The sequence below is a fragment of the Embleya sp. NBC_00896 genome, from assembly GCF_045207785.1.
Classification (GTDB): domain Bacteria; phylum Actinomycetota; class Actinomycetes; order Streptomycetales; family Streptomycetaceae; genus Embleya.
Map to the genome: position 1 here is coordinate 350,127 of NZ_CP108777.1, position 17,943 is coordinate 368,069.

At 71.0% G+C, this 17,943-nt stretch carries 12 protein-coding genes; 8 read left to right on the top strand and 4 right to left on the bottom strand.

Going from position 1 to position 17,943, the window contains the following annotated elements; genetic code table 11:
- The first annotated feature begins 34 nt into the window (after window positions 1-34).
- Together OG928_RS34820 and OG928_RS34825 are read left to right on the top strand one after the other, a co-directional pair.
- On the top strand, window positions 35-1,462 hold the full coding sequence (locus OG928_RS34820; RefSeq protein ID WP_331765994.1) for a PLP-dependent aminotransferase family protein: 1,428 nt from the start codon (window positions 35-37) through the stop codon (window positions 1,460-1,462).
- A gap of 564 nt (window positions 1,463-2,026) precedes the next feature.
- Window positions 2,027-2,305 (top strand): hypothetical protein, encoded by a 279-nt coding sequence (locus OG928_RS34825; protein ID WP_331765995.1) that lies wholly within the window; start codon window positions 2,027-2,029, stop codon window positions 2,303-2,305.
- Window positions 2,306-2,388: 83 nt separating this feature from the next.
- Here OG928_RS34825 and OG928_RS34830 read toward each other — a convergent pair whose 3' ends face one another.
- Both OG928_RS34830 and OG928_RS34835 read right to left on the bottom strand, forming a co-directional pair.
- The gene (locus OG928_RS34830) at window positions 2,389-3,498 is read right to left on the bottom strand and encodes a CapA family protein (RefSeq protein WP_331765996.1); all 1,110 of its coding nucleotides are present in this window, start codon (window positions 3,496-3,498) and stop codon (window positions 2,389-2,391) included.
- Between the two features lie 192 nt (window positions 3,499-3,690).
- On the bottom strand, window positions 3,691-4,920 hold the full coding sequence (locus OG928_RS34835; protein WP_331765997.1) for a SpoIIE family protein phosphatase: 1,230 nt from the start codon (window positions 4,918-4,920) through the stop codon (window positions 3,691-3,693).
- Between the two features lie 998 nt (window positions 4,921-5,918).
- Between OG928_RS34835 and OG928_RS34840 the strand changes: the two genes are divergently transcribed.
- The 4 genes from OG928_RS34840 (at window position 5,919) to OG928_RS34855 (ending at window position 12,398) form a co-directional block, all read left to right on the top strand.
- Window positions 5,919-7,325: a glycosyltransferase gene (locus OG928_RS34840; RefSeq protein WP_331765998.1), complete on the top strand. Its 1,407-nt coding sequence runs from the start codon at window positions 5,919-5,921 to the stop codon at window positions 7,323-7,325.
- A 153-nt stretch (window positions 7,326-7,478) separates the two neighbouring features.
- Window positions 7,479-8,288, top strand: coding sequence for a PIG-L family deacetylase (locus OG928_RS34845; protein ID WP_331765999.1), 810 nt, complete (start codon window positions 7,479-7,481; stop codon window positions 8,286-8,288).
- Window positions 8,289-8,312: 24 nt separating this feature from the next.
- Window positions 8,313-9,590: an MFS transporter gene (locus OG928_RS34850; RefSeq protein WP_406291488.1), complete on the top strand. Its 1,278-nt coding sequence runs from the start codon at window positions 8,313-8,315 to the stop codon at window positions 9,588-9,590.
- Between the two features lie 141 nt (window positions 9,591-9,731).
- The gene (locus tag OG928_RS34855) at window positions 9,732-12,398 is read left to right on the top strand and encodes a hypothetical protein (protein ID WP_406291490.1); all 2,667 of its coding nucleotides are present in this window, start codon (window positions 9,732-9,734) and stop codon (window positions 12,396-12,398) included.
- A gap of 277 nt (window positions 12,399-12,675) precedes the next feature.
- On the opposite strand, the gene OG928_RS34860 is transcribed toward OG928_RS34855, so the two are convergent.
- The gene (locus OG928_RS34860) at window positions 12,676-13,467 is read right to left on the bottom strand and encodes an inositol monophosphatase family protein (RefSeq protein WP_331766002.1); all 792 of its coding nucleotides are present in this window, start codon (window positions 13,465-13,467) and stop codon (window positions 12,676-12,678) included.
- A gap of 228 nt (window positions 13,468-13,695) precedes the next feature.
- Here OG928_RS34860 and OG928_RS34865 point away from each other — a divergent pair, with 228 nt between their 5' ends.
- On the top strand, window positions 13,696-14,163 hold the full coding sequence (locus OG928_RS34865; protein ID WP_331766003.1) for a hypothetical protein: 468 nt from the start codon (window positions 13,696-13,698) through the stop codon (window positions 14,161-14,163).
- A 544-nt stretch (window positions 14,164-14,707) separates the two neighbouring features.
- Here the strand turns inward: OG928_RS34865 and OG928_RS34870 are convergent.
- On the bottom strand, window positions 14,708-16,243 hold the full coding sequence (locus OG928_RS34870) for an ABC transporter substrate-binding protein (RefSeq protein ID WP_331766005.1): 1,536 nt from the start codon (window positions 16,241-16,243) through the stop codon (window positions 14,708-14,710).
- A 922-nt stretch (window positions 16,244-17,165) separates the two neighbouring features.
- Here OG928_RS34870 and OG928_RS34875 point away from each other — a divergent pair.
- On the top strand, window positions 17,166-17,918 hold the full coding sequence (locus OG928_RS34875; RefSeq protein ID WP_331766006.1) for a hypothetical protein: 753 nt from the start codon (window positions 17,166-17,168) through the stop codon (window positions 17,916-17,918).
- Window positions 17,919-17,943: the final 25 nt, after the last annotated feature.

The following is a 17,943-nucleotide window of genomic DNA, read 5'->3' on the forward strand; positions in this document are numbered from 1 at the left end:
GCCGCCGACCGGATCGCTGGTAAGATCCGCTTTCATGCCTCCGGAGTGGTCCAGTTCACCGCCCGAACTCCTGCTCGCCGTCGACAGGACCAGCGGCCGGCCGCTGCGCGAGCAGTTGGAGCACGCGGTGCGGGACGCGATCCGCACCAGCCGGCTGCGGACCGGCGAGCGGCTGCCGTCCACCCGGGAACTCGCCCGCGCTCTCGGCCTCTCGCGCGGCCTGGTACAGGAGTGCTACGCCCAACTCCTGGCCGAGGGCTACCTGGTCACGCGCCCCGGTTCCGCGACGCGGGTGGCGGCGGGCGCCGCGGCCCCGCCCGCCGCCCTCCGACCACCCGCCGCGACCACCCGCCTGGTGGCCGACTTCCGCTGGGGCGTACCAGACTTGGCGGCTTTCCCCGTCGACGACTGGCTGTGGGCCACGCGCGAGGGCGTCCGCGCCATGCCGACGGCCCAGTTCGACTACGGGGATCCGCGCGGCAGCGCCGCCCTGCGCGAGGTGCTGGCCGGCTACCTGCGTCGAGTGCGCGCCGCGGCGGCCGACCCCGAGCACATCGTCGTCTGCAACGGCTACGCCCAGGGCCTCGGCCTCGCCCTGCGCGTCCTCGCACACGGCGGCGTGCGGACCGTCGCCTTCGAGGACCCCGGCACACCCGACACCGTCAGCGCGTCCGCCGCCGCCGCGGGACTGCGCGCGATACCCGTGCCGGTCGACGAACACGGGCTCGACGTACGCGCGTTGGCCGCAACGGACGCCCGCGCCGTCGTCGTCACGCCCGCCCACCAGTGGCCCACCGGCGTCGTCCTCGCCCCGGAACGCCGACTGGCCCTGATCGCGTGGGCCAGGGAACGCGACGCCTACGTCGTCGAGGACGACTACGACGCCGAGTTCCGCTACGACCGCGAACCCGTCGGCGCACTCCAGGGGCTCGCTCCCGACCGGGTCGTGTCCCTCGGCACGGTCAGCAAGTCCCTCGTCCCCGCCCTGCGCATCGGCTGGATGCTCTGCCCGCCCGAGTTGTCCGGGCCGGTCGGCACGGAGAAGAACCGCAGCGACCGCGGCACGCCCACGCTCGACCAGTTCGCCCTGGCCAGGCTCATCGAGTCCGGCCGCTTCGACCGCCACCTGCGCCGGATGCGCACCACCTACGCGGCCCGCCGCACCGCGCTGCTCGGCGCGCTCGCCGAACACGCCCCCGAGCTGCCGGTCACCGGGCTTGCCGCCGGGTTCCACGCCGTCGCCCACCTGCCGGACGGCGCCGATGAACAGCACGTCATCGACGCGGCCCGGGCGCGGGCGGTCGGCCTCTACGGCATGAGCCCCTGCCTCGCCGCACACACGCACACGCCGACGCCCGCCCGACTCGTCCTCGGCTTCGGCAACGTCGGCGAACGCGCGATCAGCTCGGGCATCGCCGCCGTCGCGGACCTCCTCACCGGCAGCCGCACCGGCCGGAGGTAGCACTCGGCGCGGCCCTGCCGGCCGCGGCGGCGACGACGACGACGAGGGCGAGGGCGAGGGCGAGGAAGCCTTTCGTGGTGGGCGGCCTCCACAACTGGTGACCCATCACGAGCACCCCGACCGGAAGCTCGCCGGCTTCGCTCTCCTCCGCCGGCGCAATCCACTCAACTGACCGACACAGCAGGCCCATTGACCCGTCCCCTCAACTCGCAGCAGGATTCGCGGCCTCGATACGCCCCGTGGACGGATGCCCGGATACACCTACTGATTTTCGCCGAACTCCGCATGAAATAGGCGCTGTTCGCATCACGCCCCGGAGAAATGAGGAGCGGGCGGTGACCGGTCGTCGGTTCCGGCCGGTCGTGGTTTCCGCGGCGCGGTATCGCATTCGTGTCGGACGGATTACGTGCACCGACGTGATGCCTTCACGGGCCGCCGGGTCCCGTCGCGGCCCACGACTACCCACGCCACTTCGGCCTCTCAAGGCCGCCACGAATGTAGCCATATCTTTGCATATTCCACTCAAAACACCCTTGCAGTTCTTTGGAACGGGGAACCAAGAGCATGCAGTTTTCCACCACCCGGCGTATAGCCGCGATCACCGCCGTCGGCGGCGCGATGGTCGCCGCCCAGCTGGGATTGGCGTCCGGCGCGTCCGCTGCCGGTGAGATCAAGGTCACGGCACCGGCCACCATCAAGGCCGGCACGACCGACAAGGTTGCGTTCACGACGAAGACCGACGCGCCGGTCACCATCGTCTTCGCGCCCTCCGCAGACGCCGAGGGGTGGCACGCCCGGGCCAACCGAGAGATCGAGCAGGCGCGAGTCAGGGGCAAGGGGTAGCGAAGCCCGTGTGAGATCCACTGCCGGTCCGCGCGCACAACATGGTGCATGCGGGGGCACTGACCCGCCGGTAGGCACCCGCGTCAGCGGTGGAGCGCGAGGCAGTCGTCGGGCTCGGGGGCCACCTCGGTCCCGAACCGGCGGCCGGCCCGGGTCAGCGTTGTCGCCAGCCACTCGACATCGACGCGCGGGGCGCGCCGGAGCCGCATCTTGACCGCCCGCAGGGGCGCCATGCGCAGACCGGCCAGCTCTCCCGTGTCGCGCGCGACGGTGACGAAGTACAGGAGTCGTAGGTCGTCGCGGTAGAACTCGTAGCCGCGGATGCCTTCGTAGTCGTCGACGCAGTCGCCGCAGCCGTACAGGATCAGTTTGTTGCGGTACACGTGAATCGCCCGCGGGTGGTGCGAGGAGTGGCCGTGCACGACGTCGACGCCGCCGTCGATCAGGCGGCGCGCGTATCGGGTTTGCGACCGCTCGATGTCGTAGCCCCAATTCGAGCCCCAGTGGACGGACGCGACCACGATGTCCCCCGGGAGTTTCGCCCGACCCACTCGTTCGACGAGTTCCGCGGCACCCCGCTCCGACGCGTCGTGTGTGAAGTCGACGCCGGAGCGGTTCTCGGTCGCGGCCCAATCGGACGGCACCCCGCTGGACGGCATCCCCTGGGAGAAGACCACCACCCGCCCGCCCTCCCCGACGGGCACCACCGCGGGGCGCCGGGCCTCCTCGATGTCGCCCCCCGCGCCGGCGGTGCGCAGACCGGCCCCGCGTAGCGCGTCGAGGGTTTCCGCCAGACCCGCACGGCCGAAGTCGAGGACGTGGTTGTTCGCCAGGACGCAGACATCCGGCCGGACCGCCTCGAGGCACGGGATGTTGTCGGGGTGCATCCGGTAGTGCACGGCCTTGAACGGCTCGAAGTCGTCGCTGGTGGTGATGCCGGTCTCCAGATTCACCACCCGGACATCGGGCGCCTCGGCGTCGAGGACGTCCAGCGCGTCGCCCCAGGGCCAGCGGAATCCCACCGGTCGGGGAATCGGCCCGTTGGCCTCTTCCGCCAATCGGACGTAGTCGCGGGCGTCACCGACGAAGCCCTCGCGCAGCGACGGATCACCCGGGTGCGGAAGAATCTGGTCGATGCCGCGGCCCAGCATCACGTCTCCGCACAGACACAGCGTCACGTGGCGGTTCTTCATACTTCCAGGGTTCCACTGCCGGGCACGGTGTCGCACCGGGTGACGAGACGACGTATGACACCAGCGGAATCCCACATCACACACAAGACCAACCAGCAACACCACCGCAACGCCACACCAGCTGTCACCCCCGCACCGGGCCCTCAAACCGGGCTCTCAACGCCCCGGCCGGGTGCTCACCGGACCGGGTGCTCACAGGCGAATGATGACCAGGGCGGTGTCGTCGGTGTTGCCGCCCGTGGGGATCAGTTCGGCCAGCAGGATATCGGCGAGGGCCTCGGCGTCGGCCGTCCCGTGGCGGGCGAGGCAGTCGGCGAGTCGATGAATGCCGGTGTCGATGTCCTCGCCGCGGCGTTCGACCAGTCCGTCGGTGTAGAGGACGAGGGTGGCACCTTGCGCGAAGGCGGATTCGGCCTGGGGTCTGGGGGCGGGTTCGGGGCGCGCACCGAGCGGGGGGTCGGTGGCGCGGTCGAGGAACTCGACGCTGCCGTCGGCGTGGAGCAGGACCGGCGGAAGATGGCCGGCGCTGCTGTAGGCGAGGGTTTGGCTGTTCCAGTCGATGACGACCTGTACCGCCGTGGTGGATTCGGCGCCGTCGACGGAGCGGGCGTAGAGACCGAGTGCGTCGAGGGCGGCGGCGGGGCCGTCGGCCATGCGTACGGCGGCGCTGAGGGCGCTGCGGAGCTGGCCCATGACGCCGGCCGCGTGCAGGCCGTGGCCGACGACGTCGCCGACGGCCACCGCGAGGTGGCCCCCGGGCAGTTCGGCCAGGTCGTACCAGTCGCCGCACACGTTCAGCGCGCGGACGGAGGGCCGGTAGCGCACCGCCGCCCGATGGCGGCCGCCCGGACTCGGCGCGGGCAGCATCGCGGCCTGCAAGGTCAGTGCGACTTCGCGTTCGCGGGCGTGGGCCTGCCGCAGCCGATCGTTGACGTCCTGTAGTTCCCGGGCACGGGTGTACAACTCGGCCTCCAGCACCCTGGCCTGGTCCCCGCCGTTTCGGCCGCCGCGGGCGCGGATCAGTTCGGTGACCTCCTCCACTCGGTGCAGCAACACGGCCACGCGCCCGTCCGGGCCGAAGACGGGTACGTTGACCGGGCTCCAGTACCGTTCCTCCCACTCGCCGGGCCGGTCCAGGTACTCGACGTCGTAACGCTGCAACGCCATGGTGTCGCGCTCGCCGGTGGCCGCCACCCTCCGCAACGACCGCTCCAGGTTGCGCGTGCCGGTCGCGGTGGGTTCGTTGGGGTTGTCGGGGAAGACGTCGAACAGGTATCGGCCGACCAACTGTTCGCATGTGCGCCTCGACACCTGTAGATACGCGTCATTGGCATCCACGTACACCAGGTCGGTGGTGAGCAGTGCCACCGCCCCCGGCAGAGCGTCGAACACCGCCTCGTAGTCGATCCCGGGATACCTCACGACGCGTCCCGCCTCCTTGTGTGTCTCTCGAATGCGGCGACGGGCACCCCGGGGGCCCTGTGTCCGGCTCTTTCACTTTCACTGTTTCGCGTGCCGACCTGGCGTTGGGCGTCGGTGGACTGGGACCGGTAGGACTCGATGCCATCGGGATCGGAGTGCGGCGGGAGGTGATCCGGTCGGGGTCGACGGGCGCGCACGGCCCGGGGCCGCAGCGGCTCGACGTCGAAGCCGAACCGACGGTCGCGGCGGATCCGCTCGAAGACCTCTCACGCGACCTGTACACCCACGGGCTCCCGACACGACCGTGATCGAACAACCACAGGGTGACCCGAGTGAACGACCCAAGGGTTCGATTACGCCATCAGCGGCATGTCATCGACCGTCGGACGGGAGGCGTTGACCGACACTCCCCCCGTGGTGATTTCGGACATCACCCGACCCGGGACCTGTCGGCCGGTCATTCCCAAGCCCAGCCGGCAGGGTGGCGGCCGAGGTCTTGGGGTCGGCTGTCGTTGGCCGGCCGCGCGTGGAACAGCGTCCGCGTCGTGATCGGGCGGCGGCGTTGGGGCGGCGGCAGTGCCCGGCTACCCCGGTGAGTGCGTAGGGCGCCGTCCGCTTCGGGGCGAAGGCGGGACCGGTCAGGGGCAGCGGGCTCAGGCACCCGGGACAGCGGGGGGCCGATCGTGAATGGCAGGCGCCGTGATCGGGCCCGGTTCCACGTCCGGGGCCGAACCCGGGACTGCGATCGGACCCGAATGGCCGCGTGCCATCTCGTTCCCCTTAGCTCACCGCCCCCTCCGTCCACGCACAGCAAGGCAACCGCGATGAACCACACCGGATGCCCGCACGGGCCGCCCCTTTCCCGCACCGTCGGCCGTTCCACGAATACCGCCACACCGAGGACTCGCCCGAACCCGAGCCCGAGCCCGAGCCCGAGCCGGCGCTGTGTTCCAGCCACGCCCGCGCTGCCTCCCGGACCGACCTCCCCACTCCCCGAGGTGCTGCTGCCGGCGATACCCCTGTCCCGCCTCGAGCATCTTGTCGGTGCGCCCCGGCTGGCCAACGTGCACGACGCGCTGCGCGAAGCCCGTACGCGCCTCGACGGGCGCGAGGTGTGGCACGTCAGTGACAATCCGACGCGCGGCGGGGTCGCCGAGCTCCTCCGCACCACCTTGCCCCACCTGCGCGGTGAGGGAATCGACACCCGGTGGGCCACGATCGAGGGCAACCGAGCGTTCCGCGCCTTCACCAAGGCGCTCTACTACCGGTTGTGCGGGGTGACCGCCAACGAACACGAGAACCCGCCGGACCCGGAAGGCGGACGGGCCCTGTACGAACAGGTGACCCGCGCCGCCGCGCAGCGGCTGCTCGGCGTCGTGGGTCGGCGCAGCGTGGTCGTCCTGCACGATCACCAGACGGCCGGCTTGATCCCGCACCTGCGCGAGGTCGGGTGCATCGTGTTGTGGCAATGCCACGTCGGCACTCCTCTGCACGCCGAACCGGCGCGCCCCGCATGGGACTTCCTGCGTCGATACCTGTCCGCCGCGCACGGCTTCATCGCGTCGTACGACGGAGCGTTGCCCGCGGGACTGCCCGATGCGCCGATCCGTGTCCTGTCGCCGTCCATCAATCCGCTGGCGCCGAAGAATCTCCCGCTGCATCCCGCCGTGGAGGCGTCGCGGTTGATGGCACGCATCGGGGTCTTCCGGCAGCCGAGGCCCGACAGCACCGGGTCGGGTGTCGGCGATGCCTTCGCCGAGTTGCTCCTTCGCCATCCGGCTCGGATCGATCGCGAAGCCGGGCCGTTGCCGGTGGGTACACCGCTCGTGACGCAGGTGAGTCGATGGGACCGGGTCAAGGACATCCCGGGCGTGATCGAGGCGTTCACCGACCATGTCGATCCGGACTTCGGCGCGCACCTGCTGCTGGTGGGGCCCCGGGCGGCCGGTGATCCGCAGGCCGAACAGGTACTCGCGGAGTGCCGCGAGGCCCGCGAGCGCCGGCCGAATCGGCGAGATCGGGTGCATCTGGTGCAAATCCCCACCGATCATCCCACCGAGCACGCGCTGACGATCAACGCCATCCAGAGGTGCTCGACCGTGGTGCTCCAGAAGAGCCTCGCGGAGGGATTCGGGTTGACCGTGTCCGAAGCCGCCTGGAAGGGGCGGCCCGTCGTCGCCTCACCGGTCGGCGGCATTCGGCAGCAGATCGAACACGGCCGGTCCGGGCTGCTGTTGGCGCACGCTCGTGATCTGTCCGGGCTCGGCGCCGGGGTCGACCGACTGCTCGCCGATCCGGCGTATGCCCGGGAGTTGGGCGAGAACGGACGACGTCACGTGCGCAGGCGCTTCCTCGCCGACAGCGGCGTGCTGGGGTTCGCTCGGCTTCTCTCCGACGTCGCGTAAGAGACGGCAGGCCGGACGCGGACACGCCGCGCAACGGGATCTCGGACCGGAATGCCCACGCCAGGCAAGCCCCGCGTCCCGACCCCCTCCCCACCTCCATCCATCACGGCCATCACGGCCATCACGGCCACCACGACACAAGGACCGATCGCCATGCGCATTCTCGCCCTCGGCGCCCATCCCGACGACGTCGAACTGCTGTGCGCCGGAACCCTCGCGCACTACCGGGCACGAGGCGCCCACGTGACCATCGCCATCCTGACGAACGGCGCCCCCGCCGCGCGAAGCACCCAGTTGGCCCAGTCCGCCCAGTCCGCCGCGACGGTCGGCATCCGCGCCCGCGAAGCCCGCGAAGCCGCGTCGGTGCTGGGAGCCGAACCGATCATGCTCGGCCTGCCGGACGGCTTCCTCTACGACACCCCCGAGACCCGACTGCTCATCGTGGACCTGCTGCGCCGCGCCCGCCCCGACCTGCTGTTCGCGCATCACCCCGAGGACTACCACCCCGACCATCGAGCCGCGAGCGCCCTCGCGAGCGCCGCGCGGCTACTGGCACGGGAACCGGGCATCGAGACCGATCACCCGGCCCTCGGCGCGGTGCCGGCCATGTTCCACATGGATACCTTGACCGGCGCGAACGCGGGTACGCCGGACCTGTGGGTCGACATCACGGACACGATGCCGACCAAGGAGGCCATGGTGTCGCACCACGACAGCCAGAACGACCGCCGCCGCCGGCGTGGCGGCCGGGACTTCGTGGATCTCGCCCGGCGGCAATCCGCCCTGCGCGGCAACGAGGTGGGCGTCGCCTACGCGGAGGCGTTCACCGGTACCCGGGCCCATCCGCCGACCACCCCGGCCGACCTCGAACTGCCGTGGATCGCCCGTACCGCGCCCGACCCGAACAACGCGGCCGAAGTCGTCGAGGCGAGCCCGGACGAACGCCGCCGAGCCGAGGCGTGAAGCCCCATGAGTGAACGGAACCGCATGCGTATCCGAGCCGACGCGGCATCCGGCACCCGCCCCGAGTCGCGCCGACGCCGCGTCGGGGAGCGTCGATCGCGCGCCGGACGTCGGGGTCTGTACGCCGTGTTCTTCCTCAACGGATCGATCCTCGCCAGTTGGGCGCCGCGCATCCCGCAGGTCAAGGCCGATCTCCAGCTGTCGGACGGGCAACTCGGCATCGCCCTGCTCGGCGTCGCGCTCGGTTCGGTGCCGGCGATGCCGGCGGCCGGCACCGTGGTCGACCGATTCGGCAGCCGTATGGTCACCCGCGTCGCGCTGCCGGTCTACGCGTCGGCGATCTCTCTGCTCGCACTGGCCGACGGACTGGTCCAACTCACGCTCGCCCTCGCGGTCCTCGGCGCCGCGGTGGGCGCGCTCGACGTGGCCATGAACACGCACGCCGTCGACGGCGAACGCGGCGCGGAGCGCTCCGGCATCTCGTCGTTCCACGGCCTCTACAGCGCGGGCGCGCTCACCGGCGCGCTGATCGGCACGGCCGCGGCGGCGGCCGGAGTGCGTCCGGACACACAGTTCCTGGTCACCGCCGCCGTGGCCCTGGTCGCCTCGGTGCCGGCCGCCGCAGTGCTGAGGCCGGCCGTCCGGCACGTGCCCGAGTCGCGGACGCGGCCCACCGCCCGGGTCGGGCCCGGACCTCGAAGGCGCCTACTGTGGCTCAGCCTGCTCGGGCTGTCCGTGCTGCTCATCGAGGGTGTGATCACCGACTGGGGCACGGTGTACCTCGCGGATTCGGTGCACGCGCAGCCCGGTGTGTCGGGCGCGGGCTACGTGGTGTTCGCACTGGCCATGATGCTCGGGCGGCTCACCGGTGACCGCGCGGCCGCGCGTTTCGGCCCGGTTCGAATCGTGCGCTTCGGCGCGCTGATGACCGGATCCGCCGCTGCGGTCGCGATCGCGGTGCCCGCTGCATGGGTGGTGGTAGCGGCGTTCGCGGCTGTCGGTCTGGGCATCGCGTGCTCGTTCCCGCTCGTGGTCGGCGGCGTCGGCCGGCAGTTCCCCAACGCCCCGGGCCCGGCGGTCGCCACCGTCTCCACCACCGGCTACCTGGCCTTCCTCGCCGGACCGCCGCTGATCGGCTTCCTCGCCGCCCACGTCACACTTCGCCTGGCCCTGCTCCTGGTCCCCGTACTCGCGCTCGTCACCGCGTCCCTCGCCGGCCTCTTGTCCGCCGACCGTACGCAGGCAACCGCCCGGCGCCCGGACACGACCTCCGTCGTGCCGCCCGTCGACAACCGCGCGTGACCTTCGGCGGCCGCCCCACGTTCTCCGGCGCGGTGACGGATCCAGGCGCCGTCGGTTGTCGCTGCTACCGTCCTGCGCCACACGAGTCAGCATGAGCCGACCGGCGAAGTGGTGGTCGGCCGACGCGGGGAGAGTGCGGGCATGGCGAAGGCGCCACGGATGCCGGGGACCGAGTGCCTGGCGGCTTTCGGCCGCCAGGTCGATCTGGAGGAGGCGCTGCGGCGGGATCCGTCGGGGTTCGTCGAGGCGGTTCGGTACGCGCCGGACGTCCCGCGGCCGCTCGCGGAGGCCGTGATCGCGGTCGGCGGCGAGTGGATCGGCTTGTTGGCACGCAACTTCGACGCCCTCGCGGAGAACCCCGACCTTCGACGGCGGCTGGCCGGCACCGGGCATCCGCTTGTCGCCCGAGCCGTCTTCGAGAACATCTGGGGAGCGTGGCTCCCCGCCGAACTGCGCCTGCTCCTGGCCGCGGCCGACCCCGCCGACGCGGGGTGGAAGCCGCGGCTCGCCCGGATCCGCGCCCTGACCAAGACCCGATCGAAGGACGAACACGAACGGTGCGACGCCGTCACCGTCCTGCGCGCCACGGTGGTCGCGCCCTTCCCTCAACTGGTTCGCACGGCGCTGGCCGCCCCCGACACCCTCGACCGCGCCGAGCAACTGCGTGGCCTGCTGTCGCTGTACACCCACGGCGGCTCGGTGGCCCTGCGCGCGGCCGTGGCAGACCCGGAGATCGCACACGAACTCCGCCGGCACGACGGAGCCGAACTCGCCGCCCGAGCCCTGGCCGACCCCGACGGCGGGCCCGAAGCGCTCCGCGACGCGGTCGCGACCGCCGAGGGCACCCCCGGCGGGCTCACCGAAAGCTACGTCGATCCGTGGAACCGGTTGGACTGGCCCGCGCTCATGGCCGCGCACGCCGACCGGCCGCTTGCGTCCGGACTGATCGAGGGCTTGCTGACGAGGGAAGACTGCCCGCCGGAGGCGTTCGCCTCGCTCGGCGCGGCACACCCGGAGCCCCTGCGGATCCTGGAGCAGCTGCGGCACCGGCCCGCCCCGGCGGCTCTGTTGGAAGTCATCCGACCGTCGGGCATGGGCATGGGCCTGGACATCCTGCTCGCGACGCTCGACCGGAGCCTCGGCCGTACCGTGACCGGCGACGATCTGCTGCATGTCGTCCGCCCGGCGAGCCTGGTGCTGGAGGCCGCGCAGGGCGTCCGCGATCCCGCGCAGCGGCAGGGACGCGAATGGGAGCGGTTCGGCTCCCGGTTGGCCGACCTGGTGGCGGAGTCCCTCGGCGCAGACATCGCCGCGTGGCGAATGTTGCGGAGCATGCTGAAGGAGTACCCCGGCTCCGTCGCCGACTTGGTGAAGGAAGCGGCGACACGGACGGTCCGAGAGCGGACCGAGCACCGTGAGGACGGGTCCGGCAGCGACCGGTCCGGCGACGACGGGCCGCCCTCGTGGCCCGACGGCAGGGCAGGCGTGCCGAGTCTGACCGGCCCCTGGATGGTGCTGAAGAAGGAGCGGGCCGCGTTTGTCGCCCTGCTGAACGCGGCGGCGACACCGGTGCAGCGCGAGCTGCTGCGGCACGTCGACGACGAGACGGCGTCCGACCTGCTGGCGCTGGGCGAATGGCGGCCCGATTGGACGGCGTGGGCACGCGCGGGCGAACCGGGCGGCCGCGAGCGGGTGCTGATCGCCCGTCACCAGATGTGCAGGCAGGTCGTCGTCCGCGACCAAATGGCCACCGGCCTGCCCAGCCGCCCGCTGCCCGCCGACGCGGCGGCCGAGCTTGCCCGGCTGGACGATCCCGCGATCAACGCCGCCCTCATCTACCAGCCGAACCTTCCCCGCGACCTGCGCGACGCCGTGCTGGCCGGCGTACCCCTGGGGCCCGGGGCGAAGCCGGGCGGCCGACTGCCGCTCTCCGCCGAACTGCGCGGCGAGCTCCTGTCGGAACCCACGAGATGGGAGCACCTGCTCCCGGTGTTCGGCACCGGCGACACCCGCCTGACCGCCCAGTGCCTCGCGTCCGGCTGGGCCGAACGCTCACCGACTCTCCAACTGCGCATGCTCCTGGGACTGTGGGAGCGCAACGGCCCGGAGCTCCTGGACCGCGAACACCGCCGCTGGCTTCCGAAGTCCGTCGACGACGACGTTCGCTCCCTGGTCACCGAGTTGCTGTCGAAGCAGGACGCCGACGCCGCACTGGAACGGCTGCGCGCGGCCACCACGGAGGGGGAATCGACTCGAGGCCTGCTCACCCGGTTCCGCACGTCCGGCAGCGATCTCAACATCATTCGCGCGGAGGGGTTCGAGCTCGACTGGGAGCAGCTCTACGACGCCTTCCAGCGCGGCAGACTGGATCCCGGGCGGGCCCACGAACTCGCGAGCGACGACCAGTGCCTCGTTCACCTGCGTGATCGCCCGTGGGTGAGGTTGAACCGCGCTCAGCGCAAGGCCGTCGACGCGTTGAACCAGGGACAATCGCCCGCGACCGTACTCGCGAACAACCCACTGCCCGCCCGCGGCCGCGGCGACGCCGGCTGGATCACCGAGGCGCTTGCCCTCACCCCGCTCACCCCTGTGGACGTGATCCGCCATGCCCGGCCCGCGGTTGCGGCGCTGCGGGCCGTTGCGCTCGAAGGCGTCGTCCGGCAGGAGCTGGAATCGCTGGTGCGCAAACACCTGACGGGACAGCCCGCAGGCTGGGCCCTGGCCTGCCGGCTCCTCCCCGACTTCCCCGGCACTCTCCCGGAACTCCTGTCCACGATCGCAAGCGCCGTGGTCGCCGAGCCCCACTGAGCCGAGCCCCACTGACAAGTCACGCCCCCCGGGCGACGTACTCGGCCAAGCGGGAGCCCAGCGGACACTGCCGCAGTCCAGCTTCGTTTCGGTCGGGACGAACCCGGCGACGGTGGGCGCGGTGGTGGCAACGCTCGATGATCGCAACGCGCAGTGCCGTCAGGGGTGTTCGGGCCGGTCGTCCCCACCCGATGCCCAAACGCGGCTGCTCTATCTGTTCCCCACCCGACGAAGCCTCGGCCGGCGCGGGAACGGCCTTTCAGGCGCAGGGCCGGCTTCAGCCGCGGATCATCGACATCAGCAGTTGATGGGTTTCGCTGTCGGCGGCCACGACGAGTCCCCGGCCTGCCTGTCCGATCGGGGCGCCGTCGATCCCGGTGACTACGCAGCCGGCGGCCCGGCACAGAGCGATGCCGGCGGCGAAATGTACGCTCCCGGACAGGTCGCCGCCGTCGGTGACGTATGCGGCGCGCTTGCCGGCGGCGACCCAGGCCAACGCCAGCGTCGTGGACACGACCCGAGGTCGGAACCGTTCGACGAAACCGGGATGGGCCAGCAAGTCCACAGCCCGGAAGCCGGGCGCGCTGGGGAACGGCGGGTCGAGATTGACGTCCACGAGTCGGGTGGCGGGCGTGGGCGTCAACCGGGCATCGGCACCGTCGTGCCGCGCCCAGGAGGTCTCACCGTCGGTGAAGAAGATCTCGCCGCTGAACGGGTCGGCCACCGCCGCCGCACCGTTGCGCAGCGCCACGTTGACGGCCACCAACATGTTGCCGACGGCGTAGTTCAGCGTGCCGCACAAGGGATCCACCAACCACTGGCGCTCGGCCTCCGTGGCACCCTGCTGCCCGCCCTCTTCACCGAGGACGGCATCATCGGGCCGGGCGGCATGGAGGACGCCGAGGATGGTCTTCTCGGCCTCCACATCGGCGGCGGTGGCGAAGTCCCCGGCACCCTTGTCGATGCGGCTGAGCCGCCTGCCGTACATGTTGCGCACTACATCCGCGCCGGCGCGCGCCGCTGCCATCGCGACCCCGGCATCGTCGAGGCTCGCATACGAGTCGATCATGTCACGCACGATATCGGCGGTAAGAACGCATCTCCACCGGCCTGGAAGACGGCATCGAGCCGGTGGCTACCAAACGGTCGGCAGGCCAAGCGTGTTCGCGCCGGCGATGTCGGCGTCAGGCGCATCGGGAACTCGCGCCAGAACCCGAGTCGGTGTCGGCGGGCTGCGGTTGGATGGCCGTCGTCGAGCGGCGTCGCCCGGGTGCCGCGAGTGAAGACGGACGGTCTCATGAACATCACCGACGGCCCGTACATGCCGCAGCACCCTCTCGCGGGCTACATGGAATGCGGCCTCTTCGTGGAGACCCGGCCGGACGCCCCGGACGCCGGGGTCGTGGTCCGGGCGATCAGGAGGTACACGGACGCGGAATGGCTGGTGGAGGCGACGGAGAACGGCCACACCCTGCGGCACGTGGACACCGGCCTGTACCTGAACGGATACGTGGACGACCCGGAGGCCGAGCCGGGTCGGGTGGGCTACAGCGGCGCGCCCCTGAAGGCAACGTCCGAGCCTGCGGAGTGGAAGCTGGTCCCGGTCGAGGAGTCCATGCTGCGGCGGATCGAACTCGCGTCGGCCCCAGGCCGGTTCGTGGCATCGTCCGGCACCCCCAACGCAGACCGCCCCACCCGGGCCATCCTCGCGGACGAGCATGGTTCGGGTGAGGTCCTCTCGTTCTTGTTCCTCCCGCGGGAGTAGCAACCAGTAGCCTCTCCACCGCAACCGGCCCACACGACCCAGCCCCGCGCCCACGACGATCCTCGATCCGGACGTGCGGCACACCGGCTACGCCGGCGCGGGGTGCACGACCTCGTCTCTCGTCGGTCGTAGGGCGTCGACAACGGATGTCGCCCGGTCGGGCCGACCCTGGTGGCGGCCGTGCGGGTGGGCCGCGCACTGTGACGTCCCATGAACGATCGCGACCACGACACCGCCGCGAGCAGACTCCACCGTCCGGTGCCACTGCACGAACTGGCCCAGCGCGGACACCTGCACGACCGCGTCACACGGGAGTACGGCCCCGACCTCCGCCCTGGCGGGCGCCCTGGGTGAAAGTCTCCAGGGCGCCCGCCACGCGGTGCGCGTACCTCGGGCTCGGGCATGGTCGGGCTCGGACATGGTCGGGCCCGGTGCACGCCCCCTGCACCGATCACCACACCCGGCGCCGCCGGGGATGTTCCCACCGGCGCCGGTAGTGGGTGCCGGGGGCCTTGGTGGTCGTCGGATCCCGGGTGGGGGTCGGTCAGTTGCCGCTGCTTCGGGTGAGTTGGTCGAAGTGGACGAGTCCGTCGTTGAAGGGCTCGACGCCGGCGAGGTGGCGGCTGTGCACGGCTGCCGCCGAGGCTTCCATGTACACCCAGAAGGGCATGTCGCGGTTCAGTGACGTCTGCACGCGCGTGTACGCGTCCCGGCGGACCTTGGGGTCGGGGGACAGTCGGCCCTCGCCCAGCGCCTGGTCCACGGTGGGGTTGCTGTAGCCGGTGATGTTGTTGACGCCCCCGGTGACCAGGAACTGGTGCATGGCCGGTTCCACGTCGTCCGCCCACAATTGGAAGACGGTGGCTTCGAAGTCGCGCTTGCTCGATGTGCGCGTGATGAGCGACGGGATGTCGACGACGTCGACGATCATGTTCACGCCCGGGTATTTCGCCAACGTCACGCGGATGTACTCGGCGATCTCCCGGGACTTGGGGCTGTCGGGCACCAAGTAATGGAAGTTGAAAGGCTTTTTCCCGTTCGAGGTGAGCTTCGCGAAGAGTTCGGCGGCCTGGTTCGGCTTGTTCTCCATGGCGGCCAGGTTGACGTTCGCCAGCCGGGAACTCGCGTTGAAGATGCCCCTGGCCGGAACGCCGAGACCCTTGTAGAAGCGGCGGTTGAGCTCCTCGCCGCTCAGCGCGAGCGCGATCGCGCGACGTGCGTCCACATTGTCGAAGGGGGGCTTGCGCAGGTTGAAGGCGATCATCAGGCCGCCGTTGAGCAGTGTTGCGTCGACCGTCAGATCCTTGTCCCGGGCGTCGCCCAGCACGGTCGGATCGGTGGTGACGGTGATGTCCGCTTTACCCTCTGCGATCGACCCGGGCGCCGCCGCGATGTTGCGATCCACTCGGAATACGACTTCGTCGAGGTGGGGTAGTCCCTTCTGCCAGTAGGTTTCGTTGCGCACCATGCGCAAGTCCTTCCCGGGTTCCCAGGCTGCCAGTTTGAACGGGCCCGCGCCGATGGGGGCGCGCTTGAGCGCGGCTCGGCCCTCCGGCGTCGCGACGAGCTTCGCGGGGGCGACGAACGCGAGGTTGCGGGCGATCATGTGGTCGAAGTTGGCGTTGGCGGACGGCAGTTCGATTCTCAATTGCAGAGCCGACACCTGGATCAACTTGACGTCCCGCAGTACGCCGCCGACCAGTGAGTTCACCGTCGGATCCCGGTGGGCGTCCCAGGTCGCCTTGACCGCGGCGGCGTCCAGAACCGAACCGTCCGAGAATCGCACTCCAGGGCGAAGTGTCAGAGTCCAGTTCGTGAGCTGGGCGTCGCTGGTCAACGACTCGGCCAGTTTGGGGTGCACGGTGCCGGTCGCCGGTTCGGTCCAGACCAGGACGTCGTACAGCGCCGACATCCGGTTCCCGTCGGCCACGTTCGCATAGCTCGCGCTGAACGGGTCGAGGCCGCGTGGCTCACCCGGGAGGAGAAAGACGGCCGAGCCGCCCGCTTGGGGTTTGCCGGATTCGTCGGAATCCTCGTCGCCGAGCAGCCCGCATCCGGCCGTGGCAGTCAGGCAGACCATCGCCATTCCCAGGGCCCAGGGGCGCAGAACGCGGCGGAAGGGTCTGCCAAGTCCGGTAGTTCTTCGTATCGTTCGTATCGCGAGAAACACGACTTTCCTGCCTGCCCTGTGTCGACGATTTGGATACTGTGCGTCGCCGGTCGATCGGTGCGGTCGTCCCGGCCGAGCATCGGATCGCCTGAGCGCTCGCGCCGCAATTTCGCGTATGGCGCGTCACGTGTCGATCCGTCCGATGGCTGCCGGGACGTGGCGAGAACACCGCGGGACACGGACGGATGGCGCTCTCGGATCTCGCGGCGCAACAGAAGGTATCGGCGCGTGCGCGAGGTTGCTATCCATCCGACGCGGGATGCCGAGACTCCGAGGTTTGAGCATCGCGACAACGACGGTTTCCCGTGCGGGGGAAGGTCGTTCCGACGAGCACGAACGCGCGTCGATGTACTCCACCCGCAGCCATAATCCCGTGCAGGGCAGTCGAGTTCGAGGTGTGGGCATCGTGGTGGCCCGACGGGTTCGGCCGTCCGCTCAGCGGTGAGGAGTTCGCCGCGCTCCACGTCGGCGTCGCCGGCGAGGCGTGCTCGTCCTTCGGTGACGGGCCTGCGCATACCGTGTGGATCCGGCGCGGTGGGCGCCCGGCCGACCGGGCACTGCTCGGCAACGGCAGCGCACAAACGTTGCCCGCTCCCCACGCGCTGGGAGTGATGACGGCGCTCGCGGGCACGCTCGGCCGACGGGGCATGCTCCGGGAGCTTCGCGGGTGGGTCGGCGAGTTCGTCGCGCGCGGGCCCGATCGGGTCCGTTGCGGGGCGAGCAAAGCGAGCGCCGGGCACTGTCGCCGTATGTCCCCCAGGCATTACGATCCGCACTCGTGGCTGTCGTCCGATCGACCGCGCACCCAATCGATCGACGTTCGGGGGAAGTCGTGTCGCTGTCGCCTTCGGGGAACCGCCGCGCCCGCACGGCCGTTGCGGCGGCCGTGCTGCTGTTCGGCGTGAACGCCTGCAAGTCCGACGGCAGCACCCTCCCCCACTCATCCCGAACCCGGGTCCCGCCCGCCGGACCCGCGCTTCCGTTCGCCCGAACGGTCGACCCCCTGACCCAGGAACAGGCACGGCGCAGCATCCTCGCCCTCGAGGACCTCGGCCCGGGCTGGAGCGCCGGAGCTCTGAAGGACGGCGTGCCCGATCCCGGCGACGACGACTTCCCGACGCTCACGGGCGACAGCGCGTGCGACAGAGCCCTCAAGGGCGCGCCGAGCGGCCAGAGTCGGATCACCGTCGGCGCCGAGCGCGAATTCGAGCAGGACCGGACCACGCTCAAACTCGTCGTGTCCGCGCAGGTCCACGCCGGGAACGGCGCGGTGGTCCACCTCGCCCAGACTCGCGCGATGGTGGAGGGTTGCGCGGACGTCGAGATACCGATGAGAGACGGAGTCACCGCCCGATACCGCGCCATCGCCGCCCCCGCCGTCGCGGACGAGGCCCTGGGCATGCGAATCGTGATGAGCACGGGAGGCGCCCCGGGCTCCGACACCATCACGGGCGAAACGATGACCGTCCGCCTGGGTCCCAACACCGTCACCATCCTCGTCGTCGGCGCCGGCCTCGACCCCAACGTTTTGGACCGGATCACCCGCCGAGCCGCCGAACGCCTCCAGGCCGCCGCCCGGGAATGACACCACACCCGACCCGGCGCGCAAC

Excerpts from the sequence above, each read along its gene's own strand:
- OG928_RS34820 (WP_331765994.1), top strand. The coding sequence starts at position 35 with ATGCCTCCGGAGTGGTCCAGTTCACCGCCCGAACTCCTGCTCGCCGTC.
- OG928_RS34825 (WP_331765995.1), top strand. The coding sequence starts at position 2,027 with ATGCAGTTTTCCACCACCCGGCGTATAGCCGCGATCACCGCCGTCGGC.
- OG928_RS34830 (WP_331765996.1), bottom strand. The coding sequence starts at position 3,498 with ATGAAGAACCGCCACGTGACGCTGTGTCTGTGCGGAGACGTGATGCTG.
- OG928_RS34845 (WP_331765999.1), top strand. The coding sequence starts at position 7,479 with ATGCGCATTCTCGCCCTCGGCGCCCATCCCGACGACGTCGAACTGCTG.
- OG928_RS34850 (WP_406291488.1), top strand. The coding sequence starts at position 8,313 with ATGCGTATCCGAGCCGACGCGGCATCCGGCACCCGCCCCGAGTCGCGC.
- OG928_RS34855 (WP_406291490.1), top strand. The coding sequence starts at position 9,732 with ATGGCGAAGGCGCCACGGATGCCGGGGACCGAGTGCCTGGCGGCTTTC.
- OG928_RS34860 (WP_331766002.1), bottom strand. The coding sequence starts at position 13,467 with ATGATCGACTCGTATGCGAGCCTCGACGATGCCGGGGTCGCGATGGCA.
- OG928_RS34865 (WP_331766003.1), top strand. The coding sequence starts at position 13,696 with ATGAACATCACCGACGGCCCGTACATGCCGCAGCACCCTCTCGCGGGC.
- OG928_RS34870 (WP_331766005.1), bottom strand. The coding sequence starts at position 16,243 with ATGGTCTGCCTGACTGCCACGGCCGGATGCGGGCTGCTCGGCGACGAG.